This window comes from Actinoallomurus soli (genome assembly GCF_024055715.1).
Classification (GTDB): Bacteria; Actinomycetota; Actinomycetes; order Streptosporangiales; family Streptosporangiaceae; genus Actinoallomurus; species Actinoallomurus soli.
The window spans coordinates 284,610-309,800 of record NZ_JAMXMV010000005.1 but is presented as its reverse complement, the minus strand read 5'-3'; the positions used below and the strand labels follow the sequence as shown (position 1 = coordinate 309,800).

The 25,191-nt window shown below is 72.9% G+C and carries 21 protein-coding genes; 11 read left to right on the top strand and 10 right to left on the bottom strand.

The window, feature by feature from the left end:
• Nucleotides 1–20: 20 nt before the first annotated feature.
• Nucleotides 21–1,400 carry a xylulokinase gene (xylB, locus tag NDW01_RS15670; RefSeq protein ID WP_252821166.1) on the top strand — a complete coding sequence of 460 codons (1,380 nt, stop codon included), beginning with the start codon at nucleotides 21–23 and terminating at the stop codon, nucleotides 1,398–1,400.
• A 99-nt stretch (nucleotides 1,401–1,499) separates the two neighbouring features.
• Here the strand turns inward: xylB and NDW01_RS15665 are convergent, their stop codons facing one another.
• The gene (locus NDW01_RS15665; RefSeq protein ID WP_252821164.1) at nucleotides 1,500–2,195 is read right to left on the bottom strand and encodes a response regulator transcription factor; all 696 of its coding nucleotides are present in this window, start codon (nucleotides 2,193–2,195) and stop codon (nucleotides 1,500–1,502) included.
• Nucleotides 2,192–3,388: a sensor histidine kinase gene (locus tag NDW01_RS15660; protein WP_252821163.1), complete on the bottom strand. Its 1,197-nt coding sequence runs from the start codon at nucleotides 3,386–3,388 to the stop codon at nucleotides 2,192–2,194. Before NDW01_RS15660 ends, NDW01_RS15665 begins: the two co-directional genes overlap by 4 nt.
• A 200-nt stretch (nucleotides 3,389–3,588) precedes the next feature.
• On the opposite strand from NDW01_RS15660, the gene NDW01_RS15655 reads away from it, so the two are divergent.
• Nucleotides 3,589–5,136: a nitrilase-related carbon-nitrogen hydrolase gene (locus tag NDW01_RS15655; RefSeq protein ID WP_252821161.1), complete on the top strand. Its 1,548-nt coding sequence runs from the start codon at nucleotides 3,589–3,591 to the stop codon at nucleotides 5,134–5,136.
• Here the strand turns inward: NDW01_RS15655 and pip are convergent.
• The 5 genes from pip to NDW01_RS15630 form a co-directional block, all read right to left on the bottom strand.
• Nucleotides 5,105–6,076, bottom strand: a complete 972-nt coding sequence (gene pip / locus NDW01_RS15650) for a prolyl aminopeptidase (protein WP_252821159.1) — start codon at nucleotides 6,074–6,076, stop codon at nucleotides 5,105–5,107. The genes NDW01_RS15655 and pip overlap by 32 nt on opposite strands.
• Before the next feature lie 54 nt (nucleotides 6,077–6,130).
• Complete coding sequence (locus NDW01_RS15645) at nucleotides 6,131–6,967, bottom strand: alpha/beta fold hydrolase (RefSeq protein ID WP_252821157.1); 837 nt, start codon at nucleotides 6,965–6,967, stop codon at nucleotides 6,131–6,133.
• Nucleotides 6,968–7,337: 370 nt separating this feature from the next.
• Nucleotides 7,338–7,802 carry a hypothetical protein gene (locus NDW01_RS15640; protein ID WP_252821155.1) on the bottom strand — a complete coding sequence of 155 codons (465 nt, stop codon included), beginning with the start codon at nucleotides 7,800–7,802 and terminating at the stop codon, nucleotides 7,338–7,340.
• A 181-nt stretch (nucleotides 7,803–7,983) separates the two neighbouring features.
• Nucleotides 7,984–8,079 carry a DUF397 domain-containing protein gene (locus NDW01_RS15635; protein WP_252821151.1) on the bottom strand — a complete coding sequence of 32 codons (96 nt, stop codon included), beginning with the start codon at nucleotides 8,077–8,079 and terminating at the stop codon, nucleotides 7,984–7,986.
• Nucleotides 8,070–8,852, bottom strand: a complete 783-nt coding sequence (locus tag NDW01_RS15630) for a helix-turn-helix domain-containing protein (protein ID WP_252821149.1) — start codon at nucleotides 8,850–8,852, stop codon at nucleotides 8,070–8,072. The genes NDW01_RS15635 and NDW01_RS15630 overlap by 10 nt, the downstream gene beginning before the upstream one ends.
• A gap of 144 nt (nucleotides 8,853–8,996) precedes the next feature.
• On the opposite strand from NDW01_RS15630, the gene NDW01_RS15625 reads away from it, so the two are divergent.
• The 3 genes from NDW01_RS15625 to NDW01_RS15615 all read left to right on the top strand — a co-directional run bounded on the left by NDW01_RS15625 (nucleotide 8,997) and on the right by NDW01_RS15615 (nucleotide 10,646).
• Nucleotides 8,997–9,299, top strand: a complete 303-nt coding sequence (locus tag NDW01_RS15625) for a hypothetical protein (protein WP_252821147.1) — start codon at nucleotides 8,997–8,999, stop codon at nucleotides 9,297–9,299.
• A complete protein-coding gene (locus NDW01_RS15620) occupies nucleotides 9,296–9,655 on the top strand; it encodes a hypothetical protein (RefSeq protein ID WP_252821145.1) in 360 nt (119 codons plus the stop codon). The genes NDW01_RS15625 and NDW01_RS15620 overlap by 4 nt, the downstream gene beginning before the upstream one ends.
• A gap of 85 nt (nucleotides 9,656–9,740) precedes the next feature.
• Entirely contained in the window at nucleotides 9,741–10,646 is a 906-nt protein-coding gene (locus tag NDW01_RS15615) for a TIGR03619 family F420-dependent LLM class oxidoreductase (protein ID WP_252821143.1), read from the top strand.
• A 67-nt stretch (nucleotides 10,647–10,713) separates the two neighbouring features.
• Here NDW01_RS15615 and NDW01_RS15610 read toward each other — a convergent pair whose 3' ends face one another.
• A complete protein-coding gene (locus tag NDW01_RS15610) occupies nucleotides 10,714–11,754 on the bottom strand; it encodes a hypothetical protein (protein ID WP_252821141.1) in 1,041 nt (346 codons plus the stop codon).
• Nucleotides 11,755–11,932: 178 nt separating this feature from the next.
• Here NDW01_RS15610 and NDW01_RS15605 point away from each other — a divergent pair, with 178 nt between their 5' ends.
• Genes NDW01_RS15605 through NDW01_RS15590 form a run of 4 tightly spaced genes read left to right on the top strand, consistent with a single transcriptional unit; the run spans nucleotide 11,933 to nucleotide 17,412 of the window.
• Complete coding sequence (locus NDW01_RS15605; protein WP_252821139.1) at nucleotides 11,933–13,468, top strand: NAD(P)-binding domain-containing protein; 1,536 nt, start codon at nucleotides 11,933–11,935, stop codon at nucleotides 13,466–13,468.
• A gap of 10 nt (nucleotides 13,469–13,478) precedes the next feature.
• Nucleotides 13,479–14,516 (top strand): alpha-hydroxy acid oxidase, encoded by a 1,038-nt coding sequence (locus NDW01_RS15600; RefSeq protein WP_252821137.1) that lies wholly within the window; start codon nucleotides 13,479–13,481, stop codon nucleotides 14,514–14,516.
• Nucleotides 14,510–15,871: a cytochrome P450 gene (locus tag NDW01_RS15595; RefSeq protein WP_252821135.1), complete on the top strand. Its 1,362-nt coding sequence runs from the start codon at nucleotides 14,510–14,512 to the stop codon at nucleotides 15,869–15,871. The genes NDW01_RS15600 and NDW01_RS15595 overlap by 7 nt, the downstream gene beginning before the upstream one ends.
• Nucleotides 15,868–17,412 carry an MFS transporter gene (locus NDW01_RS15590; protein WP_252821133.1) on the top strand — a complete coding sequence of 515 codons (1,545 nt, stop codon included), beginning with the start codon at nucleotides 15,868–15,870 and terminating at the stop codon, nucleotides 17,410–17,412. The genes NDW01_RS15595 and NDW01_RS15590 overlap by 4 nt, the downstream gene beginning before the upstream one ends.
• On the opposite strand, the gene NDW01_RS15585 is transcribed toward NDW01_RS15590, so the two are convergent.
• Nucleotides 17,360–18,790 carry a sensor histidine kinase gene (locus tag NDW01_RS15585; RefSeq protein WP_252821131.1) on the bottom strand — a complete coding sequence of 477 codons (1,431 nt, stop codon included), beginning with the start codon at nucleotides 18,788–18,790 and terminating at the stop codon, nucleotides 17,360–17,362. The two genes, NDW01_RS15590 and NDW01_RS15585, sit on opposite strands and share 53 nt — an antisense overlap.
• Nucleotides 18,791–18,812: 22 nt before the next feature.
• A complete protein-coding gene (locus NDW01_RS15580; RefSeq protein ID WP_252821129.1) occupies nucleotides 18,813–19,499 on the bottom strand; it encodes a response regulator transcription factor in 687 nt (228 codons plus the stop codon).
• Nucleotides 19,500–19,826: 327 nt separating this feature from the next.
• Between NDW01_RS15580 and NDW01_RS15575 the strand changes: the two genes are divergently transcribed.
• Nucleotides 19,827–22,796: a M36 family metallopeptidase gene (locus NDW01_RS15575; protein WP_252821127.1), complete on the top strand. Its 2,970-nt coding sequence runs from the start codon at nucleotides 19,827–19,829 to the stop codon at nucleotides 22,794–22,796.
• A gap of 174 nt (nucleotides 22,797–22,970) precedes the next feature.
• Complete coding sequence (locus NDW01_RS15570) at nucleotides 22,971–25,175, top strand: molybdopterin oxidoreductase family protein (protein WP_252821125.1); 2,205 nt, start codon at nucleotides 22,971–22,973, stop codon at nucleotides 25,173–25,175.
• The last annotated feature ends 16 nt before the right edge of the window (nucleotides 25,176–25,191 follow it).

Genomic DNA, 25,191 nt, shown 5'->3' with positions numbered 1-25,191 from the left:
GCGCCGTCCCGGGGGCGGCGATGAGTCTCGTCGCGGGGGTCGACTCGTCGACCCAGTCCTGCAAGGTCGTCGTCGCCGACGCCGAGACCGGCGCGGTCGTCCGCGCCGGTCAGGCGCCGCACCCGGACGGCACCGAGGCGGACCCCGCCGCCTGGTGGGACGCGCTCGGCCGCGCCACGGAGGCGGCGGGCGGCCTGGACGACGTGGCCGCGATCGGCGTCGCGGCCCAGCAGCACGGCATGGTGTGCCGTACGGAGACCGGTGAGGTCGTCCGGCCGGCGCTGCTGTGGAACGACACCCGCTCGGCCGGCGCGGCCGGGGACCTCGTCGAGGAGTTCGGCGGGCCCGCCAAGTGGGCCGACGCGGTCGGCAGCGTGCCGGTCGCGTCGTTCACGGTGACCAAGCTGCGCTGGCTGGCCCGGCACGAGCCGGAGGCCGCCGCCCGTACGGCGTCGGTGTGCCTGCCGCACGACTACCTCACGTGGCGGCTGACCGGTGAGTTCGTCACCGACCGGGGCGACGCGTCCGGCACCGGCTACTGGTCCCCCGCCACCGGGGAGTACCGGCCGGACCTGCTGGAGCTGGCGCTCGGGCGGGTGCCGGAGCTCCCGCGCGTCCTCGGCCCGGCGGAGGCCGCCGGGCGTACGCCGTCCGGCGCGCTGGTGTCGGCCGGCACGGGCGACAACATGGGCGCGGCACTCGGACTGGGCCTGCGGCCCGGCGACGTGGTGGTGTCCCTCGGCACCTCCGGGACGGTGTTCACCGCGGCGGAGCGGGCGTCCGCCGACCCAGCGGGTGACGTCGCCGGGTTCGCCGACGCGACGGGCCGGTTCCTGCCGCTGGTCTGCACGCTGAACGCCGCCCGGGTGCTCGACGCCGCCGCGGCCCTGCTCGGCGTCGACCACCAGGAGGTCTCCCGGCTGGCCCTGTCCGCGCCGCCCGGCGCGGACGGCCTCGTCCTCGTGCCGTACCTGGAGGGCGAGCGCACGCCGAACCGGCCGGACGCCACCGGCTCGGTGCACGGCCTGCGCCTGGCCACGTCCACGCCGGCGCACCTGGCCCGCGCGGCGATCGAGGGCATGCTGTGCGGCCTCGCCGACGGGCTGGACGCGCTGCTCGCCCAGGGTGCGCGGGCCGACCGGGTGCTGCTCATCGGGGGCGCCGCCCGCTCGGAGGCCGTACGCCGCATCGCGCCGACCGTCTTCGGCCGGCCGGTGCTGGTTCCGCCCACCGGCGAGTACGTCGCCGAGGGCGCGGCCGCCCAGGCCGCCTGGGCGCTGTCCGGCGCGGCCGAGCCGCCGCGCTGGGAACGCGCGGGCCTGGAGACGTACGAGGCCGACGCGGTCCCGTCGATCCGCGAACGGTACGCCGAGGCCCGCGACCACATCCTGTCCCGCTGATCGGTACGACGGCGGTCCCGGTGCGGCCGGGCCGCCGTCGTCCTCGGCGGGCGGGCGCCGTGGAGGCTCCGCCGCTCTGCCACCGGCGGAGCCTCCGCTTCACTGCCCGGGCGGGATCAGGCCCGCGTCCCGGGCGAGGATGGCGGCCTGGACGCGGTTCTCGAGGCCGAGCCGGGTGAGGATGCGGTTGACGCGGCTCTTCACGTTGGCCTGGGTGAGACCGAGCGCGTCTGCGATCTGGGCGTTGGACAGCCCGCGGGCGATCAGGATGAGCACCTCCCGTTCGCGTTCGGTGAGCGCGTCGAGGCGTCCCCGGTGGTCCGGCGCCGGAGCGGGCGTGCCGGGGACGAGGCCGGTGGGCAGTGCGGTGAACGCGCTGATGAGCCGGTGCGTGACGCTCGGGGCCAGCATGGCCTCACCGCCGGCGACGACCCGGATCGCATGCGCGAGCTGGTCGGGCGGGCTGTTCTTCAGGAGGAAGCCGGAGGCGCCGGCGCGCAGGGCCGCGTGCACGTACTCGTCCAGGTCGAAGGTCGTGAGCACGAGGATCCGTGGCGGCGCGTCCTCGTACGGCCATTCGGTGAGGATGCGGCGGGTGGCCTCGACACCGGTCGTCCCGGGCATGCGGACGTCCATGACCACGACGTCGGGCCGCAGGCGGGACGCGGCCTCGACCGCCTGATCGCCGTCGGCGGCCTCCCCGACGACGCACAGGTCCTCGCGGCGGTCGATGACGGCGCGCAGCGCCGCCCGTACCATCTCCTGATCGTCGGCGAGCAGCACCCGGATGGTCATCGAAGCCCCTGGAGTGGAAGCGTGGCGTGGATCCGCCACCCGCCGTGCGGGCGCGGGCCGGCGTGAAGGGTCCCGTCGAAGGCCGTGACGCGCTCGCGGATGCCGATTAGCCCGCGGCCGGATCCCGGGACCGGCCGGTGGCCGGCGGCGGCCGGGGCGTTCTCGACCTCGATCGTCAGGCCGCGGTCGCCGACGCGCACGGCGACCCGGACGTCGACGGGACCGGCGTGCCGGAAGACGTTCGTCACCGCCTCCTGCAGGATCCGGTAGGCCGAGACCTGGATCGCGGCCGGCACCGCGTCGGCCGGCGCGTCGAGCGCCGCCGTGACGCGGCAGCCGGTGGCCTCCGCCGCCTCGATGAGGCGGTCGACGTTGCGGAGAGACGGTTCCGGGCCGACGCTCTCGGGCTCGGCGGCGAGCAGGCCGAGGATGCGGCGCATCTCGACCAGCGCGGTGTCGGCCGTCTCCGCGATGCGCGCCACGCCCCGCCGGCCGAGCCGCGGATCGTCCTGAACGATCTCCTCGGTGGAACGCGCCTGCACGGCGATCGCACTGACGTGGTGCGCGACGACGTCGTGCAGGTCGCGGGCGATGCGCGCCCGCTCCGTGACGACGGCCTGACGCGCGTTGATCTCCTGCTGGGCGCGGAGCCGTTCGTTGAGGTCCCGGAGCCGGCGGGCGTCGAGGTCGATCCGCCGTGCGCCGTACCCCAGGAGCCAGGCGACGAGGAAGTACGCGACGAAGGTCGTCGCGGTGATCGGTTCGAGGGAGTCGAGACGGGGCGGCCCGGACCGGCCGGTGAGGAGGTCCGCCGTCACCGCGACGGCGAGCGCGGGCAGCGTCCAGGCCAGGCTCACCCGTGCCGAGGCCCGGCGGGCGACCGCGAACACGCCGAAGATCAGGAAGTACGGGCCCGGTGTCTTCCCCGGGACCGGGTCGGCCGCCTCGAACACCGCGAAGGCGATCGTCATCGCCGCCAGCGCCAGACCCGGGCGGCGGCGCCGCCAGAACAACGGAACGGTCTGCAGCCCCCAGAGGGCCAGGCCCGCCACGCTCGGCGCCGGCGTCCGGGCCGACAGCGTCATCACGTCGAACGCGGTGAGCCCGCCGCCCAGCGCCAGGTCGGTCAGCCACGGCCTGCCGGTCAGCCATCCGCGTGTCCGGCGCAGGCCGGCTCTCACATGGGTCGTCATCTCTGAGCGCAACGGTATTCCGTTCACGAGGTCACGTACTCGTCCTCGCGGCCGCATCCAAAGTTGCGCGGATCGGCGAGGAATCGGCGAAGAGGACGAGGCGGCGGGCGGGCGGGCGCTCGTAGCGTTCTGAGCACGGCCGGTGAACGGCGCTCCCGCACGGTGTGCGGACGAACCCTCCTGAGAACGGAAGTCACGAGATGGACGATGCCCGGCGTGCGACGCCGACGTGGGCGCGCTACGCGCTCCTCATCCTGGGAACCGCCGCGACGCTGTTCGCGGTCGGCGGCCGATGGGACATCCCCCTCGCCGCCTGGATCTCCCCGGTGCTCCTGCTGCGCTTCGCCCGTACCGGCCGCGCGTGGTCGGCGACTCCGTGGATCCTGCTCGCGAACCTCGCCGCGGCCGTGTTCTGGATCGACGAGTCGGCGATGGGCTTCAACGTCGTCATCATCGCGGGAGCGGCCGGCCTGAGCCTGTTGCAGACGCTGCCGTTCCTGCTCGACCGGCTGCTCGTCGGCCGGCTGCGCCCGTGGATGTCGGTGCTGACGTTCCCCGCCGCGGCCGCCGGGTCGGAGTTCCTCATCACGCTGCTGTCGCCGTTCGGCACGGCGTACGGTTCGCGCGCCGTCACCCAGTACGGCGACCTGCCGCTGCTGCAGGTCACCTCGATCATCGGCTCGTACGGCATCGGCTTCCTGATCGCCTGGGCCGCCAGTGCCGTCAACCGGTTCTGGGAGCGGCCCTCCTGGCGGTCGGCCCGCAGCGCCGTCGTGTACGGGGCCGTGCTGTCCACGGTCCTCCTCGGCGGCGGCGCGCGGCTCGCGTTCTCGCAGGGCGGCACGACGGTCCGGATCGCCGGGGTCAGCCCCGGCCGGGAGGCGACCGACGCCCTGCAGGCGGCGCTCCAGCGGATCCCCGGTGGCCGCCGTGACGTCGCCGCCGCCCCGCCCTCGGCGGTCCGGCCCGCCATGGCGGCCGTGGAGAACGACCTGCTGGCGACCACCCGGCGCGAGGCCGAAGCCGGCGCCAGGATCGTGGTCTGGCCCGAAGAGGGCGTCAAGACGCTGGAGGCCGACGAGCCCACCGCCATCACGCGGGCGCGGGAGGAGGCGCGCAGGTCGGGCGTCTACCTGGAGATCGGCCTCGGCGTGTACAGCACGACCGCCCCGGCCTACGGGCGCGACGAGGCGGTGTTCATCGGCCCGGACGGGCGCGTCCTGTGGACGTACCAGAAGGCCCATCCCATTCCCGGCTCGGAGACGTTCACGCCGGGAGACGGGCACGTGCCGGTCGTCGACACGCCGTACGGCCGGATCGCGAACGTCATCTGCTACGACGCCGACTTCCCCGACCTCATGCGCGTACGGGCGGACATCATGCTCGTCCCCGCGCACGACTGGCGGGAGTACGGCCGGGCGCACACCGAGAAGGCCGCCCTGCGCGCGATCGAAGGCGGGTACGCGCTGGTGCGCCAGGACGCCGACGGCCTGTCCGCCGCCTTCGACGACCGGGGGCACGTCCTGGCCGCCACCGACTACTTCACGACCGACCGGCAGACGACGGTGGCCGACGTGCCGACGCACGGTGCGACGACCGTGTACGACGTGGTGGGCGATGCCTTCGCCTGGCTCTGCCTGCTGGCCGTCGCCGCACTGACCGTCATCGGTCTGGCCCGCCCGTACCGTCCCGAGCCCGCCCGCGTGAGTCCGCCGCTCAGGTCCGCTCCGGCCGAGCCGGTCTCCTGACCGGGGCGGCGAAGCGGTCCGTGGCCGCCACGATGGCGTCGGACATGCCGCCCCCGCCGTGTCCCGCGTCGCCGACCACGACCAGCTCCCCGTCCGGCCAGGCCTGGGACAGCTCCCAGGCCGACTGGAGCGGGCTGCTGACGTCGAGGCGACCGTGGATCAGCACGCCGGGGATTCCGGCGAGGCGTCCCGCGTCGCGCAGCAGTGCGCCGTCCTCGAGGAATCCGGCGTGCCGCCAGTAGTGCGTCACCAGCCGGGCGAAGCACATCCGGAAGGCCGGATCCTCGTACCGTGGATCGGGACGGTGATCCGGCAGTACGGCCACGTGCGCGTCCTCCCACGCACACCAGTCCCGCGCCGCCTTCTCGCGGACGGCGGGGTCGGGATGGTGCAGGAGCCGGCTGTACGCCTCCACAAGGCTGCCGTTCCGGTCGGCGGCCGGCACGCCGTCGCGGAAGCGCGCCCACTGCTCGGGGAAGAGCCGGCCGACGTCACGGGTGATCCATTCGACGTCCCGGCGGACCGTCAAGGCGACCGCGAAGAGGATGAGCTCGCCGACCCGCTCGGGATGGCGTTCGGCGTAGGCCAGCCCGAGCGTGGATCCCCAGGATCCACCGAGCACCAACCACCGGTCGATGCCCAGGTGGCCGCGCAGGAGTTCGATGTCGGCGATCAGATGGTCGGTCGTGTTGGTGCTCAGGTCGATGACCGGTGCGCTCGCGTGCGGCGTGCTGCGGCCGCAGCCGCGCTGGTCGAACAGCACGACCCGGTAGGCCCCGGGATCGAAGTACCGGCGCCACCACGGCCCGCAGCCCGAGCCCGGCCGCAGCGCGACGGCCGGTCTGCCGTCCGGGTTGCCGCAGACCTCCCAGTAGACGCGCTGCCCGTCGCCGACGTCCAGCATGCCGTGGTCGTACGGCTCGATCTCCGGATAGAGCACCGGATCTCCTCCTCCTCAGGGCCTGGCGCCTGCGTCGCCCGACGATATCGATGATCACCGGCCGGCTCGGAGCGCCCGGTCCACCGCCGACTCGGCCTCCAGAGCGTCCAGCCACGACCGGAGCAGCGCGTTGACCTGCTCCGGCTGGTCGAGGTGCACGTTGTGGCCGCATCCGTCGAGGACGGCGTACGTCATGCGTGGATAGTGCTCGAGCAAGGCCAGTTGATCCCGCCAGCCGACCATGTGATCCTGCCGCCCGGTCACGAGGAGATGCGGACCGTCGTGCGTGGTGAAGCGGGTCTCGGGAGTGGCGGAGAGCATGTACGCCGCAGCCAGCTCCCTCGCGTCATCCCGGTGATGGGCGCGGAGGCCGGGAAGGACATGGTCTCGGAACGCCGCCCATCCCGCAGCCGTCTGCCAGATGGCGATGTCCGAGAAGACGGCCCGGTCCGCCGGGTCGAGCGAGGCGAGGAGCTCATCGTCGCGATCGAGTACCTGTCGCGCCGGCAGTTCGCGCCGCCCGACCGGGGCGACGACGGGCGCGAGCAGGCACATGCCCATCACCTGTGCGCCGAGCTCGGCGACGACATGCCGGACGAGCTGGCCGCCGAACGAGATGCCGACGATCGCGAAGGGTTCACGGCCGATCACCTCGTCGATGAAGGTCATGAGCGCCGCCGCCGTACGATCGGCCGTGACGGGAGCCGGTAGCCGCGGCGACCGCCCCGACCCGGGCAGGTCCACGTACACGCGGCGCCATCCCGGTCGATCGGTGAACGCGGACTCCAGCGGCAGCATGAGGCGGTGGTCGACCGTGAACCCGTGGACCATCAGCACGGGCACTCCCCGGCCGAACTCGACGTGGTGCAGTGTGTCCGCAGTCGTTCGCATGGCCACACGATGCAGCCTTCACATTGATGTGAAGGTCAACTCGGGCCTCAGGCGACCGCCCATCGCATCGGGCGGGGAGCCGGTTGGACGGCAGGACCTGGTTCCCGGCCGACCTGGTCACCGCCGGTCGGCACCTCGCTCGCGGTCCCGGGAATGGGAGTGCTGTCGCACTACCGGGGCAAACCTTCGAATTGGAGCATGTCGGGCACCGGCGGCGGTAGCTCGTTTCCGAGGCCGTCTACTCAGAGGAGAATTCGTCTCCTCTGAGTAGACGGCGCAGAATGCGATGGGCCGGTCGGCGAGGGGGAATCGGCGGTAACGCGGGTATCCGCCTGATCTCACCAGGCCGCAACCCGCGCTGTGCGACGATTTAGTGCTTCGCCGCGTCGCAGGTCAGCGTCTTGCTTCCGGAGGTCACGGTGATCTGCGCGTAACCGGCATGCGGGATCGCCGGGAACCGCAGGTCCTTCGTCTGCTGCCCCTGGGCGAGCGTGAACTGCTTGTGCGCCTCGGGCGGCGGCTCGGAGTGGTCCGTCATCAGCAGGTCGACGCTGACGTTCGCCGGCCCCGGGTACGCCACGTGGACCCGCGTGCCGGCCTTCGCCGGGGTGTACCAGGACTTCAGGCACGTGCCGAACACGTGGGTGACGCCGCTGGACGACTCGATCGGCCCGGAGAAACCGGGGATGTTGGCCTTGGTCGCCGACTCGGTCGCGGCGTTCGGCTTCGGCGAGTCCGCGCGCGTGGCACCGGTCGACTTGGCCGGGTGAGAACCGCTCGAACAGGCCGACGTCACCGCGAGCGCGGCAACGGTCATGATCAGGAAACGACGCATGCACGTATCATCGTGCACACCGGACACCATGCGATCCGGAATGACCCGGTGGAGGGTCTCCCTTTCCGAAACCGCGCTCTTCACGGCTCGCCGCAGGCCGTCGATCGACCTCGGCCTCGGCCCGGAGCCCGTCACATGACCCGTGAGGGGCCGCCCCGTGACCTCGAAGCGGCCCTCCCGGTCATCCGGCCGCCTTCTCCGCCACGGCCACTTCGACGCAGGCGCCGCCGTTCTCTCCGCTGCGCTTCGACTTCCGCCAGTCGGTGATCAGCCCCATCGTTCCTCCGCCGTCCTGCGAATGAAATCGATCGACTCGTGCTGTGGCATCGCGAAGGACCGGACGGACTCCCACGCCCCCGAGAGGATCGCGATGTCCTCCTGGGTGCTGGTGACGAGTCCGCGCACCGCCGTCTCCAGATATGCCACGTCGCGCCCGTCCACGGTCGCGAGGATGTACGCCCCCAACGATCGGGGATTCACGTCCGAGCGTACAACCTGGATCGTGAGACGAGGCCCGACGGAGTCGGCGAGATGCATCAACTGGTCGTGCATGACTTTCGGCCCGCCGCGTCCTCGATAAAGGACCGCTTCGTCGAGCACGAAATGCAGGACGGGCGGCGGCGGGTCGTTCCTGGTGAGGATTTCACGGCGCTCCATCCGCGCGGCCACGGCCGCCTCGTCGCCGCCCAGCAGAGCGGCCGCGTAGTCCTCGGTCTGGAGCAGGCCGGGGACGATCGACAGCTCGACCCACCGGAGCATGTCGGAGTCCGTCTCGACGTCGCGCCACTCGCGGAACCACTGGGGTGTGGGGTCGATGTCGAGCTGCCGGCAGACCTCCAGGAGGACGCCGGACGGGATGTGCAGCGCCGCTTCGAGGGCCGCGACCTGGTCGGCCTTCGGGAGCAGCCGGCCGGTCTCCAGCGCGCTGACCCAGGGCTCGCTGTACCCGAGGTGGTCGGCCAGCTCCCGCTGGCGGAGCCCTGCGGCGTCGCGGTACCGCCGTACCTGACGGCCGAGAGTTATCAGTGCCGGGCTCGGCATCCTGCCCATTTTTGTCCCCTTTCGCCGGACCATAACGCGCACTATCTTGCGCGATCCCCGCATGGCCTCGCCGTGACAAAGGCTCGAAGATATTCCGATCATAAGCGGGAGGCGGTGATTCTGGGTTCCCTTCGAGAGAAAAGGGGATCCGGAATGAAAGAGCCCACGGTCGAAGAGATATCCGCCTACGCGAGATGGCTGACGCAAGCCTGCCAGGAGGCCGGCCTCGACGCGGAGCAGTACGGGCGGACGGTTTTGATCATCGCGACCGACCACTTCCTGTCCGAGCAGGTCACCTGCCAGGTCGACGAGAACGACGTCCTCCGGTGGTACTGGTCCTGGGGGAAGCCGATCGCCCACCTCCGCGACGCGACGCGAATTCTCACCACCGACGAAGTCGACGACCTCGTCGCGGCGATCAAGAACGTCGTCTCGATTCAAATCCGTCGGCGATGACGCCGGAGGAAGGTCTGATGTGCTCCCTCTCCAGGCTTCGCGAGTTGGTCGGCGCTTTGACCGAGGAAACGCCTTCGACGTCGGCCGAGTTGCTGCAACTCGACCGCCTTATCCGCAAATATCCAGCCGCCGCGGCGCTGGGCCTGAGGCTGGCGCAGCGAATCCCCGCCGACCTTCCCGCGCCTCCCGGCTGGTCGGCCGCCGCGAGCCTCAACGGCATCCCGCTGTGGCAATGGCACGGCGGCACCCCGTACGTGGCTACGGCCGATCTGGACCAGCTCCACTTCCTCGGGGTATCGCTGTCCCGATTCGACCGCATGACGGCCGAGCAACTCCGCGCGTACGTCGAGGAATGACGGAGGAGAGCCGGGTGACCGGACGACGGGTGCCCGGGTACGTAGTTTGGAACGGATCTCTCCGCACGGCCGACGGGAGTGGCGAATGGACTTCGGGCTCAACCTTCCCTCGTACGGTTCCGGGGCGTCGCCCGAGACGGTGGTCCGGGTGGCGGAGCAGGCCGAGCGGATCGGGCTGGGCGCGATCTGGACGTTCGAGCGGCTGCTGCGCCCGATGGAGCCGGTCTCGTACGGCGGGTTCGCGCCCCTCGCGCCGCTGCCGGAGGCGTACGCCACGGTCTACGACCCGCTGGAGACGCTGAGCTTCCTGGCGGCGCGGACGAGCCGGATCCGGCTCGGCACCAGCGTGATGGCCGCTCCCCTGCACCCTCCGGTCGTGCTGGCGCGGCGGCTGGCGACCCTGGACGTGCTGAGCGGCGGGCGCCTCGTCGTCGGTCTCGGGCAGGGGTGGATGGCGCAGGAGTTCGCGGTGGCCGGTGTGCCACGGGAGCGGCGCGGCGAGCGGTTCGCCGAGCACATCGCGGCGATGCGGGCGGTGTGGGGGCCGGACCCCGTGCGGTTCGACGGTGACTTCTACGCGATCCCCGAGTCGCAGATCGGGCCCAAGCCCGTACGGCCGGGCGGGCCGCCGCTGGTCGTCGGCGCGGTCGCGCCGGCCGCCGTGCAGCGCGCCGCGCGGCTGGGGCTGGGGCTGAACCCGGTGGTCATGGCATGGGAGCAGCTCGACGACACGGTCTCGACGTTCCGGCGCGCGGCGGAGGAGGCCGGGCACGACCCGGCCTCGCTGCCCATCGTCGTGCGGGTCAACGGCTCCATCACCACGAAGCCGCGCGAGGAGCGTACGCCGCTCACCGGGTCGGTGGACCAGGTGCTGGAGGACCTGGACCGGGTGCGGGCGCTGGGCGCCGCGCACGTGCTGTGGGCGATGCGGACGCACCCGGACGAGCAGTTGGCGGTGATGGAGGACCTGCTGGCCCGGGCGCCGTCCTGACGGCACGGCGCCCGGGCCTGCGCACCTCAGCGGGGGCCGGCGCGGCAGCGGGGTCGGCGCCGGCGCGTCAGTGCGGGTCGGAGTCGGCCGCGACGGCCATCGCCGCGACCGCCTGCTCGGCCTGGTCGACGGTGTGGCGTCCCAGGCCGCAGGCCGTGGCGACCGCGTACGCCTCGCGGCCGGCGGCGGCTTCGAGGAGCCGCAGGCTCTCGGCACCGCCCTCCGGGTCGGCCGCGGCGGCGATGCCGGCGATGATCCGCCATTCCGGGTCGAGCCGCCGCAGCGGCCGGTAGAACTCCTCGGTCCGCGGTGACGGGTGCGCGCCGTACGCCGCGGGGATGTGCACGGGCGGCAGCGCGCGGCCGTGGCGGCGCAGCGCGGGGGCCAGGAGGTTGAGGTAGGTCACGGCCGGGCCGAGGTCGCGCGGCGCGATGAGCTCGGTGTTCCCGAGGTTGCCGTAGCACAGGTGCAGGATCACCTCCGCCTCGGCGGGGAGGCGGCCGAGCAGGCCGGCGACCTGGCGGGCGAGCAACCGCGCGGCGAGGGACCGGCCGCCCGGCAGGCGCTTGGCCATGTCCATGCCGACCAGGACGGACGGCGTCTCCAGATGCCAGACGACGTCCCCGCCGCCGACGGGGGTGAAGGCGGTCACCTCGTCGACGGTCGCCTGAGCGAACACCGACAGGTGCCGCAGGGACAGCCACGGCCGTCCCTCGAAGACGAAGATCGCCAGGTCGAGCGGGCTCGGCAGGCTGAGCTGCAGGCGGACGTCGGCGAGTTCGGGGCGTTCGGCGCGCAGCGCGCGGAAGTCCTCCAGCATCCCGCGCAGCACGTCCTCCCGCTCCATCGACACGTCGGCGGGCCGGAGCCGGTGGCCGTGCCGGACGCCGTACCTGCGCATGTCCTCGTAGCCGGTGTACTCGCCGGGCCGCTTGACCTCGAAGGCCGGCCGTTCGGCGATGGTCCGCAGGTAGGCGACGATCCAGTCGGAATCGACGTCACAGGGGAGCGCCGTCAGCCGGTGGCCGCCGACCTGGTCGGTGATCCACTCCATCGCCTGACGCGGGGTGCCGCACACGTCCGGCGGCAGGCTTCCAACAAAGTGCATGGAACGCGACATAGCGTTACCATCGCACTCAAGATCACTTTCGGCAATCACGCCAGATGACCGGTTCGTGACACTGGGGAGCGCGGCCACACCGCCGGACGGCCTCTGAGGAAGCTCTGAGATTCGCGAGCCCATCCTTACCGCGTCCGACCCCTGACTGAACGGCTGAGGTGGCGTGGTGAAGGACTATCTGGTGATCGGCGCGGGACCGGCCGGGCTGCAGCTCGGATACCTGCTGGAGAAAGCGGGCCGCGACTACCTGATCCTCGAGGCCGGGCCGACCGCCGGGCACTTCTTCAGGACGTACCCCCGGCACCGCACGCTGATCTCCAACAACAAGGTGCACACCGGGTGGACCGACCCGGAGCTGAACCTGCGGGCGGACTGGAACTCGCTGCTGACCGACGACTCGGAGCTGCTGTTCACCCGGTACAGCGAGCGGTACTTCCCGCCCGCCGACGAGATGGTGCGCTACCTGAGCGACTTCGCCGAGGCGACGAAGCTGCGGATCGCCTGCGACAGCCGGGTCGTGCGGGTCAGCCGCGACGACGAGGGCTTCACGGTGCGGACCGAGGGCGGTGAGGTCCACCGCGCCCGGCGGGTCATCGCGGCGACCGGCCCCTCGAAGCCGTACGTCCCGCCGATCCCCGGCATCGAGACGGCCGAGCTGTACACGGACGTGTCGGTGGACCCGGCGGACTTCACCGACCAGCGGGTGCTGATCCTCGGGAAGGGCAACTCGGCGTTCGAGACCGCGGACAACCTGATCGAGAAGGCCGCGGTGATCCACGTCGCGGGGCCGCACTCCGTACGGCTGGCGTGGCAGACGCACTTCGTCGGGCACCTGCGCGCGGTCAACAACAACTTCCTCGACACGTACCAGCTCAAGGCGCAGAACGCGATCCTCGACGGGAGCGTCAAGAACATCGAGCGGCGGGACGACGGCGGTTACCTCGTCACCGTGAGCTTCGCCCGCGCGAACGAGGTCACCAAGGACGTGCCGTACGACCGGGTGATCGTGTGCACGGGCTTCCGCTTCGACGCGTCGATCTTCGATGAGACCTGCCGGCCCGAGCTGATCATCCGCGACCGGTTCCCCTCCCTGACGACGGCGTGGGAGTCGGTGAACGTCCCCGACCTGTACTTCGCCGGGACGATCACCCAGTCGCGTGATTTCAAGAAGGGGACGAGCGGGTTCATCCACGGGTTCCGGTACGGCGTGCGCGCCCTGCACCGGATCCTGGAGAGCAGGTACGAGGGCGTGGAGTGGCCGCACCGTGCCCTGCCGAACACGCCGGACGCGCTCGCGGACGCGGTGCTCGAACGGGTCAACCGCACGTCGGCGCTGTGGCAGCAGTTCGGGTTCCTGGCCGACGTGATCGCGATCGACGGCGACGGCGCGCGGTACCTGGAGGAGATGCCGTTCGACCACGTCGACCTGCCCGACCACTACCGGATCACGCTGGACTACGGCCCGGACCACGACAAGCACGACCCGTTCGACATCTCCGTCCGCCGCATCGCGCAGAGCGACGCCGGCCGGGCGGACGAGGGCCACTACCTGCACCCGATCGTCCGGCACTACCGGGGCGGGGAGCTCGTCGCCACCCACCACATCACCGAGAACCTCGAGAACGAGTGGGACTCCCCGGACGTCCACCGGGAACCCCTGCGGGCGTTCTTCGCCGCGCAGGCCGCGGCCGTGCCGGCCTGAGGGAGTGCCGGTGCGGACCCTGCGCGAGTACGAGGCGGTGGCGCGCGAGCGCCTCGACCCCGTCCACTACGACTACTTCGCCGGCGGCGCGGGCGACGAGGTCACGCTGCGGGCGAACGAGGCCGCACTGGCCCGCCTGGCACTCGTGCCGCGCATCCTGCGGGGTGATGCGCGGCACGAGCTCGGCGTGACCCTGCTCGGCACCGACGCGTCCATGCCGGTGCTGGTCGCGCCGACGGCGTTCCACCGCCTCGCCGCTCCCGACGGCGAGCGCGCCACCGTACGGGCGGTGGCCGCCGCCGACACCATCATGATCGTGAGCATGGCCGCGACCGTGGCGGTGGAGGACATCGCGGCCGCGGCGCCGGGCGCGAAACTGTGGTTCCAGCTGTACGTCCAGCCGGACCTGGCCTTCACCGAGGCGATCGTCCGGCGGGCGGAGGCGGCGGGCTGCCGGGCCCTGGTCGTCACCGTCGACTCCCCCGCCCGCGGCCGGCACGAACGCGACGACCGCAACGGCTTCCACGACCTGCCCGACGGCCTGTACTGCGAGAACCTCCGGACCGGCGACCCCCCCGGGCACGTGCGGCAGATCGCGATGTCGCCGGAGATCTCCTGGCAGCACATCGCGTGGCTGCGGGGCGTCACCGACCTGCCGATCGTGCTCAAGGGCGTCCTGCACCCCGAAGACGCCCGGCTCGCCGCCCGCGCCGGCGTCGCGGGCCTCATCGTGTCCAACCACGGCGGCCGCCAGCTCGACACGACGCCCGCCACGATCGACGTGCTCCCGGAGGTCGTGGCCGCCGCGGACGGCCTGCCCGTGCTGATGGACGGCGGGATCCGGCGCGGCACCGACGTGCTCAAGGCCCTCGCCCTCGGCGCGAGCGCGGTGGCGATCGGCCGCCCGGTCGTCTGGGGCCTGGCCGCCGAGGGCGAGCAGGGCGTCAAGGGCGTGCTGGAACGGATCCGCGCCGAGGTCGGCGACGCCCTCGTCCAGTGCGGCTGCGCGTCGGTCCGTGACCTCGACAGGACGTACGTCCGATGCTGATCACCGTCCTGGCCGTCGCGGCCCTTCTCGTGCTCAGCCTGCCGTACTGGCTGCCCGGCCGGGTCGTCGCGCTGCGCGTGTGGATCTTCGCCCGCGTCAACGGCGACGAGGGCATCCCGATCCCGGGTCCCCTGGTGGACGTGTCCCGGTTCAAGGAGGTGTACGCCCATCCGGCGGCGGACGGCCGCAGCAGGGGCGCGGCCCTGTCCGACCTGTTCTGGTACTGGCTGGCACCCGGCCCGCACATCCACCAGGAGCACCTCGAGCCCGGGCCGCGGTACGACGAGGTCGCCCGGACGACGCGGGCGTTCCTGGCCATGCCGACCGCCCGGGTCGAGGAGCTCACGGCCCGGTGCGTCGAGCGGGGCCTGCGCGGGATCGACGGCATGACGACCGTACGGCTCCGGGACCTGATGATGCCGATCTGGGCGGAGTTCTTCTACGAGGTGGTGTTCGGCGAGCCGTGCCCGCCGGAGGCGCGCGACCTCATCGCCGCCAACGCCGACGACGTGGTGACCTCGCTGAAGTGCTGCGGGCTGCGGCACATGGACCGGCGGATCCGGCTCACCGACTACCTGGAACACCGCCTCGCCGACGTGCGGCACCCGCTGCCGGCGGGCCTGTCGGCGCGGGAACGGGCGCTGTACCTGCAGGGCACGTTCTTCAACACCGCGGTCGTGCAGACGTCGGAGGCCATGACGCACCTGCTCATGGTGCTGGCGGACCACCCGGACGCGCAGGAGCGGCTGCGCGACGCCGACGACCGGTACGTCCAGCGGGTGATCGACGAGACGCTGCGGCTGTACCCGCTGTTCGGCGTCGCGCACCGGATCACCTCGGGCGAGATCCAGGTCGACGACCGCACGACGATCCCGGCGGGCTCGGTGCTTCTCTTCTCCTATCCGGAGTTCCACCGCGCCCGGTTCGAGAACCCGGACGAGTTCCGGCCCGAGCGCTGGGAGACCCTGTCGGCGCGGGACGCCGACCACATCCCGTTCGGGATCGCCGCGAACCGGCCCTGCCCCGCCTGGCGTCTGACGCCGATCACGATGCGGATCGCGGCGCGTGAGGTCCTCCGGCGGTTCGCGCTGCGGACGTCCGCCGCGCACACCCGGTCCGTCCCGAACCGGGGCCCCTGCCTGCTCGTCCCCCGCGACGCCGACGTGCCGCGCGTACGGCGGGCCGCGCTGCTGGCGGCCATGCGGATCCGGGATCGATGGGAGGACGTCTGGCGCAGCGTCGTCCAGCTCGTCCTCGGCGCCTTCATGGTGTGGGACGCCCGCCGGCAACGGCTGTGCGAGCGCCACTTCGCGGACGCCGAGGCGGCCTGCCCCGTCACCGGGAGGACACGGTGAAACGACACGGCTTCTGGATCGGCGCGCTGCTGGTCACGGCCGGGGTGCTGATGCACGTCCCCGACTACGTGATGATGCGGCACGACCACTTCATGATGGCCGGGATGGCGATGGGCCGGGTGATGTCGCTCGGCATGGCGCTGATCGTGCTCGGCCTCGCCCTGTGCACCTGGTCCCTGCTACCCGGCCGGGAGGAACGGGCCGCCCGGGCGCGGCGCGCCTCGGCCGTGCCGTACGCCGCGCTCGACGAGGCGCCGCTGACGCGCGCGCACTGGCTGCTCGTCGCCGTGCTGACGATCGGCCTGGTCGTCGACACGATGAAGCCCGCCTCGCTCGGCTTCGTGGTGCCCGGCATGGCGAAGGAGTACGGCATCAGCACGCGGGAGGCCGCGTCGCTGCCCTTCGTCGCCATCACCGGGACCGTCACCGGGTCCGTGCTGTGGGGTTTCCTCGCCGACGTCTTCGGCCGCCGGTCGACGATCCTGCTGTCCTCGATCATCTACATCGCGACCTCGATCTGCGGCTTCATGCCCAGCCTCGGCTGGAACCTCGTCATGTGCTTCTTCATGGGCGCGTCGGCGGGCGGAATGCTGCCGACCGTGTACTCGCTGATGGCCGAGTCGATCCCGGCCCGGCGGCGCGGCGGGCTGATCGTGCTGCAGAGCGGGCTGGGCGCGGCGCTGGGGTACCTCGTGGCCAGCGGCGCGTCCGCCCTGCTGGTCCCGCACTTCAGCTGGCGGATCCTGTGGGTGCTGGGCGCGCCGACCGGCGCGCTGCTCCTCGTGCTGAGCCACTGGATCCCCGAGTCACCGCGGTTCCTGCTGTCGGTGGGCCGGGAGGAGGAGGCGGCGCGGGTGATGGCGCGGTACGGGATCACGACCCGCGCGTCCGGCGCCGCACCCGTGACGCCGCCCGCCTGGTCGTCGTTCCGGTCCCGGATCCGCGCGCTCGTGGTGCCGCCGTTCCGCCGCCGCACGGCCACCATCACCCTGTACGGCCTGGGCTGGGGCATCGTGAACTGGGGGTTCATCACGTTCCTGCCGACGTTCCTGGGCGACGGCGGCAAGCACTCGGCGGGCGGGCTGCTGTTCTTCTCCTCGCTGTTCGCCGTGCCGAACACCGCCCTGGCCGCCTACCTGTACGGGCGGTGGGGCAGCCGCCGGGCCATGTTCTGCTACGCCGCGGTCACCGGCGTGGTGCTCGTGCTGTTCCCGGTGTTCGGCGTGGACGCGGACCGGGGCCGGGCGCTCCTCCTCGTCCTGCTGGTCACGCTGCTGGCCGGGGCCGGCGGCATGATCGCGCTGCTGTCCCCGTACTCCACCGAGGTCTATCCGACCGCCCTGCGCGCGGGCGGCAGCGGCCTGGCCGCCGCGGCGGGCAAGATCGGCGGAATGCTCGGCCCGCTGCTGCTGACCTCGGCGCCGAAGCTCCCCACGATGGCGCTGGTCGTCGCCGCGCCCGTCGGCGCGGCGGCGCTGGTGCTGTGGCTCACCGGGATGGAGACGGCGGGGCGGCCACTGGTGGAGGCGGAGACGGGGTGACCTCGACAGGCTCGGCGCGACCGGCCCGGGACTCGGCCGCGGCGCGAACGGTCCGGGGCTCGGCCGAGACGCGCCCCGTCCGGGGTTCGGCCGCGGCGCGGACGGGCTCGGGAGCGGCCTCGGCGCGGACGGCTTCGGCGCGAGCGGCTTCGGTGCGGACGGTCTGGAGTTCGGCGGGCAGCCGGACCGTGAAGGCCGCGCCCGCGCCGGGCCGCCCGTCCACCTCGATCGTGCCGCCGTGGCCGTCGACGACCTCGCGGACGAGGGCCAGGCCGAGGCCGAACCTGCGCCCGGTCCCGTGCTCCCCGCGGGCGAAGCGGGTGAACAGCCGCTCGGCGTCCCGCGGATCGAGCCCGACGCCGTCGTCGCGGACCTCCAACTCGACCGTCGCGCCGCTCCGGGTGAGCGTCACCGTGATGTGCCCGCCGGGGGCGATGTGGCCGAAGGCGTTGTCGATCAGCGAGGTGACCACGCGCCGCAGCGCGGGTTCGACGCCCCGGACGACGTACGGTCCCGCGCCCCGGCGCCGGACCTCGACGGTCGCCCTCCGCTCCTCGGCACGGGCGCTCTCGGCGGCGGCCAGATCGTCGGCGAGGGCTCCGAGGTCGACCACGCCGAACGGCCGCCGGCTCTGGCTCAGCTGCGCCGACAGGAGTAGATCGTCGATCACCTCGCCGAGCCGGCGAGTGCCGGTGACCATGCGTCCCAGCTCGGTCGCCAGGTCGGACGGGTCGCCGCCGGGACGCAGCCGCCGCTCCAGCAACTGCGCGCGGGTGTGCAGCTGGGTCAGCGGCGTGCGCAGCTCATGACTCGCGTCGGCGACGAACCGGCGCTGGCGGGCGAGGGCCTCGCCCAGCGGCGCGATCGCCCGGCGGGAGAGCAGCTGACCCACGAGCAGCGCCGCCGCGAGCCCGGCCGCCTCCGCCACGGCGAGCGCGACATAGAGCCGGCGGCGCTCCTCCATCTGGTAGCGCAGGTCGATGGCCGCCTGCCGGACCACGCCGCCGTGGACCGCCGTCCGTACGACGTAGGCCCGGCCGCCGACCGTGACCCGCCCGACACGGGTGCGGTGGTCGGCCGCGACGCGGCGGAGCACCGAGCGCACGGGCAGGTCCGCGGGCGCGCCGGGCGAGGTGGTCAGGGCGTTGCCGCGCAGGTCGAACAGCCAGACGCAGGGCGGCGGGTGGGCGGTGTCGGCCCGCTCGACCGCGACGGCCAGGTCGCGTCGCGCGGAGGACTCCTGGCCCTCGATCGTGACGCAGTAGACCAGCATCCCGACGAGGGCCACCACCAGGGTCACCGCCCCGGCCACCTCCGCGGTGATGACGGCGCGGGCACGGACCAGCAGCCGCCGTTCCAGGTCCGGGGTTCTGCTCACGGCGCCTCGTCCGGTCGTGGGGTCACAGCTCTCCCGCTCTATAGCCCACGCCGCGTACGGTGCGGATGACCGTCCGGCCGAGCTTGGTGCGCAGGTAGTACACGTAGGTGTCGACGATCGACTCCGCCGGCGCGGCGTCGAAGACCCGCTCGCGCAGCACGGCCCGCGTGTGCACCTGGTCGGGACGGCTCGTCAGCACGCGCAGCAGTTCGTACTCCCGCCCCGACAGGGTCACCTGCGCGCCGTCCGGAAGGGTCACGACCCTGGTCGCGAGGTCGAACCGGCCGGCACCCAGCGGCAGGACCTGCGCACTGTCCCGGTTGCGGCGGCGCAGCGCGCGCACCCGTGCCAGCAGTTCGTCGATCTCGAACGGCTTGACGAGGTAGTCCTCCGCGCCCGCGTCGAGGCCCGCCACCCGGTCGGCGACGGCACCGAGCGCGGTGAGCACCAGCACCGGGGTGACGACCGCCCGGCGGCGCAGCCGGACCAGCAGGTCCAGGCCGTCGAGCGCGGGAAGCCCCCGGTCGATGATCATCGCGTCGTACGGCCGGCTCAGGCCGAGGTGCAGGCCTCGCTGGCCGTCGCGCGCGAGCTCGACCGAGTAGCCCTCCTCGGTGAACAGCCGGACCAGCATCTCGCTGAGCTCGTCGTCGTCCTCGACGAGCAGGAGGCGAGCGCGCGACGCGTCGCGTGACTCGGCCTCCGCCATCATTGACAGCACATGTCATCCCAGAGCGGATCTTGGTCAGGACTCGGGAAAACCGTAGATCCTCGCGAGTGCGGCGACAAGAGAGGGGTGCCGACCGTCCGGCGTCCCGCACCAGTGACCCCATCGCCCCGTCACACGCCGCGATCAGGCCAGATGACAACCTTACCGTGAGTTACCATAAGCGTTGCTGGATCGTGCCTTTCATTTCATTGACGCGGCTTTTACTCCCGCTTTAAGCTCGCGCCGCAATTGCCCCAAAGACCCCAAAGGCGGTGTGCCGTGCGCAAGTGGCGCAGACACGCAAGGGCCAATCGGCTGATCGCGGTGATGTCGGCGGGAGCGCTGCTCGCGCTCGGAGAGGGCGCGGTCGCCGCCGCCCAGCCGACCGCCGCGGCCACCCCCAAGACACGCGTCCAGACGGACCACCAGGGGGCGGGCGACCGTGACGCCCGCCCGGGTGGTCGCGCCCCGTCGAGCACGCAGCGCGACCTGGCCCGGCGGCAGCGGGTCGCCGCCCGCTGGAACCGGCTGGGCACGCCCGCCGGCCTGGTCCCCCAGGGGACCACGGCCCTGGCGACCGGCCTGCCCGCCGACCCGGTGACGGCCGCGCGGACCTACCTGACGCAGCACCGCGACCTGCTCGGGCTGTCGCAGCAGGCGGTCGACTCCCTCGAGGTCGTGGCGAAGAACCCGATCGGCTCCGGCGCCGCCGTGCTATTCCGTCAGCGGTTCGGCGGCCTGCCGGCCGGCCATGACGGTCTCGCGGTCGTCGGCGTCGCCGACGGCAAGGTCTACCAGGTCAGCTCGTCGCTCGCGCCGGACGTCCCGTCCCCGGCCCCGGCGACGCTCACCGAGAAGGACGCGGTACGCGCCGCGGCCCGCGACGTGCGGCTGGACGCCGGAACCGTGACCGCCAAGGAGGCCGCCGGCGGCTGGCGGCGGTACGCGGCCGACGGGCTGAAGGGCACGCAGGGCGTCAAGCTCGTCGCGGTGCCGATGCCGGCCGGCGGCGCGCGGGCGGCCTACGAGGTGTCGCTCAACGACGACGCGCCCGACGGCGTACGCTCCTACACCAGCTACGTCGACGCCCGTACCGGCGAGGTCCTCATCCGCCAGGACAACGTGGACGACGAGACCGACGACCCGCGGTGGAAGGCGTTCCCGGAGAACCCGCCGGCCGACTACTCCACGAAGGACACCCGCGAGACGTGGTGCCCGGCGAAGGCCGCCGGCTGCGACCGCGTCGTGGCCAACCCCGCCTCCCCGCTCGCCTGGGACGTCGACCCGGGCGTGAGCGGCACCGCCTCCACGCAGACGACGCGCGGCAACAACGAGTGGGCCGCCGAGGCGTGGAACAACGCCACCGGCACGGGTTTCAACCTGAACGGCTTCGCCACCCCGCGCCCGGACCGGCGGTACACCTACCCCTGGACCAACCAGTGGTACGCCCAGAAGTGCGCCCCCGGCATCTTCGACAGCCCGCAGCGGGGTGACATCGACGCCGCGGACGCGAACCTGCTGGCCATGCACAACCGCATGCACGACTTCTCCTACAACCTCGGGTTCACCGAGAGCGCCTGGAACCTGCAGGACGACAACTTCGGCAAGGGCGGGCTCGGCGGCGACCCCGAGCACGGCAACGCGCAGTCGGGAGCGCGGGTCGCGACGAGCCTGATCCGGGACAACGCCAACCAGGCCACGCCGCCCGACGGCAACCCGCCGACCACGAACATGTACCTGTGGCAGTCGATCGCCGGCTCGTTCTACTCCCCCTGCGTCGACGGTGACTACGACATGTCGGTCATCGGCCACGAGTACACCCACGCGATCTCCAACCGGATGGTGGCCGGGCCGGACGACCGGCTCACCGGCTACCAGGCGGGCGCGATGGGCGAGTCCTGGTCCGACCTGGTCTCGATGGAGTACCTCGCCTCGAACGGCCTCGTGCCCGCCGGCCAGAAGGAGTCCGTCACGGGCCAGTACGTCACCGGCAACAAGGTGCGGGGCATTCGCGACTACGACCTGGCGAAGAACCCGCTCAACTACGGCGACCTCGGCTTCGACCTGACCGGCCCGGAGGTCCACGCGGACGGCGAGATCTGGAACGCCGTCAACTATGACATCCGGCAGGCGTTCCTCGACCGCTACGGCAAGGGCACCGCCCCCCTGCGCAGGTCCTGCGCGGAGGGACGCACCCCGGTCACCGCCTGCCCGGGCGACCGCCGCTGGGTCCAGCTCGTCTTCGACGCGTGGCTGCTGATGGCCCGGGGCGACGTGACGATGCTCGACGCCCGTGACGCGATGCTCGCCGCCGACCGGATGCGGTTCGGCGGCGCGAACCAGACCCTGCTGTGGAACGCCTTCGCGGCGCGCGGCATGGGCGACGGCGCGGCCAGCACCACGAACGCCGACGCCGACGCGACGCCGAGCTTCGCCTCGCCGAGCGCGAAGAACGCCACCGTACGGTTCGAGGCCGTCGACGAGGCGGGCAGGCCCGTGCCGGGCGCCCGCTTCTACGTGGGCGACTACCAGGCCCGCGCCGTCCCGGTCGCCGACACCGACACCACCACCGGCCTGGCGGACACCGCGGCCATGGTGGCGGGCCGGTACCGCTTCATCGCCCAGGCGCCCGGGCACGGCCTCGCCCGGATCACCGAGCGGGTGACGGCGGGCTCGCACCGCACCGTGCGGGTGTCGCTGCCGCGCAACCTCGCCTCGGCGGCGAACGGCGCCACGGCGACCGGCGACGGCGTCGACCTCGGCGCGCTCATCGACGACGACGAGGGCACCACGTGGGCCTCGCTCGCCGCGGCCGGGACCCCGGTGGCGGGCCGCGGCGTCACCGTACGGCTCGCGGGCGCCACGCCGCAGCAGGTGCGGCGGATCCAGGTCAGCGCGCTGCTGCGGCCGGCCGACTCCAAGGACCCGGGCGGCGACACCGGCTCCCAGAACCGGTTCACCGCGCTGCGGTCGTTCAAGGTCCTGGCCTGCACGGCCTCCGCCACCGTCGACTGCTCCAACGCCGCCGATTACCGCACCGTCTACACGAGCGCCAAGGACGCCTTCCCGTCCGTCCGGCCCCGCCCGGTGGCGCCGGACCTGACCATGCGGTCCTTCACCATCCCGCGCACCACCGCCACGCACCTGCGCCTCGAGGTGGCCGCCTCGCAGTGCACCGGCGGGCCGGACTACGCGGGGCAGCAGACGAACGACCCGAACGTCCCGACCGACTGCACGACCGCGAGCCCCTATTCCGGGCAGGTCCGGGCGGCCGACTTCGAGGTCTTCGCCCGCTGACACGCGCGTGCGGGCGCCGGTGAACCCACTTCGGTGGGTCCGCCGGCGCCCGTCGCCGTTCCGCCACCCCGGGTCCGAGGTTCCCGCGTTCCGATCCGGCAAACCGAATCGGGTTCCAATTCTTGGTCGGCGGTCCTATGGTTGCGTGAAACAACCCAGCGCTGCGGAGGGCCGATGCCCGAGACGACCGCGTACCGGATCTGTCCCCTGTGCGAGGCCACCTGCGGTCTCGAGCTGACGATCAGCGACGGCCGGGTCACCGGCGCCAGGGGCGACGGCGCCGACGTCTTCAGTCACGGCTTCATCTGCCCCAAGGGCGCCACCATCGGCGAGCTCGAAGACGACCCCGACCGGCTGCGCTCCCCCATGGTCCGCGACGGCGACCACTGGCGCGAGGCGGGCTGGGACGAGGCGTTCGCGGTGGTGCGCCGCGGCCTCGGCGAGGTCGCCGGGCGCCACGGCCGGCAGGCGCTCGCCCTGTACCTCGGCAACCCGAACGTCCACACCCTGGCGGGCGGCCTGTACGCCGGTCCGCTGGCCCGGGCGCTGGGCAGCACGCACCTCTACTCGGCCAGCACCGTCGACCAGATGCCCAAGCACGTCTCCAGCGGTCTGCTGTTCGGCGACCCCCTGGCCATCCCCGTGCCGGACCTGGACCGCACGTCGTACCTGCTCATGCTCGGCGCCAACCCGCTGGAGTCCAACGGCAGCCTGTGCACCGCCGCCGACTTCCCCGGCAGGCTCAAGGCGCTGCGCCGGCGCGGCGGCACCCTCGTCGTCGTCGACCCGCGCCGCACCCGGACCGCGCGTCTCGCCGACCGGCACCTGCCGATCCGGCCCGGTGCGGACGCCTACCTGCTGTTCGGCGTCGTGCGCACCCTGTTCACCGAGGGCCTGGTCGCCGACACGCCCGGCGTCGACGGCGTCGCGGACGTGGAGCGGCTGAGCCGCGACTTCGCCCCCGAGGACGTCGCGGACGTCTGCGGCGTCCCGGCCGGGGAGATCCGGCGGCTCGCCCGCGAGCTGGCCGCCGCCCCGAGCGCCGCCGTGTACGCCCGCATCGGCACCTGCACCGCCGAGTTCGGCACGCTGACCAGCTGGCTGGTCGACGTCGTCAACGTCCTCACCGGCAACCTGGACCGTCCCGGCGGCGCGATGTTCCCCCTCGCCCCGCACCGCCGGCCGGGTACGGGGAACGGGCGCGGGTTCCGTACCGGCCGCTGGCACAGCCGCGTCCGGGGGCTGCCCGAGGTGCGCGGCGAACTGCCCGCCACGACCCTGGCCGACGAGATCCTCACGCCCGGCGAGGGCCGGGTGCGCGCCCTGATCACGGTGGCCGGCAACCCCGTGCTGTCCCTGCCCGGCGGCGAACGCCTCGGCGACGCGCTCGGCGACCTGGAGTTCATGGTCAGCGTCGACCCGTACCTGAACGAGACGACGCGGCACGCCCACGTGATCCTCCCGCCGCCCCCGCCGAGCCGCTCACCGCACTTCGACATCGCGTTCGGGGACCTCGCGGTGCGCAACACCGCGCGCTACTCCCCGCCCGCGATCCCGCTCCGGGACGGCGAGCTCGACGAGTGCGCGATCCTTGCCCGCCTCATCGCCATCGTGTCCGGGCAGGACGCCGGCGCCGACGTCGACGAGCCGGTGATCGCCCACCTGCTCGGCAAGGCGATCGCCGACCCGTCCTCGCCCGTCCACGGCCGGGACCCGGCGGAGCTGCTGCCGCTGCTCACCGGAGAGACCCCGGCGCTGCGCCGGCTCGACCTCATGCTGCGCCTCGGCGCGTACGGCGACGGATTCGGGACGGTGCCGGGCGGCCTGTCCCTGGCCGCGCTGCGGGACGCGCCGCACGGCGTCGACCTCGGCCCGCTGAAACCCCGGCTGCCCGAGGTGCTGCGGACACCGTCCGGCCGGGTCGACCTGTGCCCGCCGCCGCTGGCCGAGGACGTCTCACGGCTCCGCGGCGGCCTCGCCCGGCGGCGTACCGGCCTGGTCCTCATCGGCCGCCGTCACCTGCGGTCCAACAACAGCTGGCTGCACAACCTGCCGGGCCTGGTCCGGGGCTCGAACCGCTGCACGCTGCAGGTCCACCCCGAGGACGCCGGCCGCCTCGGGCTGGCCGACGCGGGAACGGCGAAGGTGACGGGCGCCGGCGGAACGATCGAGGCCGAGGTGGAGGTCACCGACGAGGTCATGCCCGGCGTCGTCAGCCTCCCCCACGGATGGGGTCACGGGCGGCCCGGCACGCGGATGTCCGTCGCCGCCGCGCACGCCGGCGTCAACGCCAACGCCGTCACCGACCCGCTCACCCTCGACCCGCTGTCCGGCAACGCCGTGCTCAACGGCGTACCGGTGGAGGTGCAGCCCGCCTGACCCTGGCGGGGAGGCC

Excerpts from the sequence above, each read along its gene's own strand:
- NDW01_RS15665 (WP_252821164.1), bottom strand. The coding sequence starts at position 2,195 with ATGACCATCCGGGTGCTGCTCGCCGACGATCAGGAGATGGTACGGGCG.
- NDW01_RS15640 (WP_252821155.1), bottom strand. The coding sequence starts at position 7,802 with ATGCGTCGTTTCCTGATCATGACCGTTGCCGCGCTCGCGGTGACGTCG.
- xylB (WP_252821166.1), top strand. The coding sequence starts at position 21 with ATGAGTCTCGTCGCGGGGGTCGACTCGTCGACCCAGTCCTGCAAGGTC.
- NDW01_RS15580 (WP_252821129.1), bottom strand. The coding sequence starts at position 19,499 with ATGGCGGAGGCCGAGTCACGCGACGCGTCGCGCGCTCGCCTCCTGCTC.
- NDW01_RS15635 (WP_252821151.1), bottom strand. The coding sequence starts at position 8,079 with ATGGGGCTGATCACCGACTGGCGGAAGTCGAAGCGCAGCGGAGAGAAC.
- NDW01_RS15655 (WP_252821161.1), top strand. The coding sequence starts at position 3,589 with ATGGACGATGCCCGGCGTGCGACGCCGACGTGGGCGCGCTACGCGCTC.
- NDW01_RS15610 (WP_252821141.1), bottom strand. The coding sequence starts at position 11,754 with ATGCACTTTGTTGGAAGCCTGCCGCCGGACGTGTGCGGCACCCCGCGT.
- NDW01_RS15625 (WP_252821147.1), top strand. The coding sequence starts at position 8,997 with ATGAAAGAGCCCACGGTCGAAGAGATATCCGCCTACGCGAGATGGCTG.
- NDW01_RS15595 (WP_252821135.1), top strand. The coding sequence starts at position 14,510 with ATGCTGATCACCGTCCTGGCCGTCGCGGCCCTTCTCGTGCTCAGCCTG.
- NDW01_RS15620 (WP_252821145.1), top strand. The coding sequence starts at position 9,296 with ATGACGCCGGAGGAAGGTCTGATGTGCTCCCTCTCCAGGCTTCGCGAG.
- NDW01_RS15660 (WP_252821163.1), bottom strand. The coding sequence starts at position 3,388 with ATGACGACCCATGTGAGAGCCGGCCTGCGCCGGACACGCGGATGGCTG.
- NDW01_RS15570 (WP_252821125.1), top strand. The coding sequence starts at position 22,971 with ATGCCCGAGACGACCGCGTACCGGATCTGTCCCCTGTGCGAGGCCACC.
- NDW01_RS15630 (WP_252821149.1), bottom strand. The coding sequence starts at position 8,852 with ATGGGCAGGATGCCGAGCCCGGCACTGATAACTCTCGGCCGTCAGGTA.
- NDW01_RS15645 (WP_252821157.1), bottom strand. The coding sequence starts at position 6,967 with ATGCGAACGACTGCGGACACACTGCACCACGTCGAGTTCGGCCGGGGA.
- NDW01_RS15615 (WP_252821143.1), top strand. The coding sequence starts at position 9,741 with ATGGACTTCGGGCTCAACCTTCCCTCGTACGGTTCCGGGGCGTCGCCC.
- NDW01_RS15575 (WP_252821127.1), top strand. The coding sequence starts at position 19,827 with ATGTCGGCGGGAGCGCTGCTCGCGCTCGGAGAGGGCGCGGTCGCCGCC.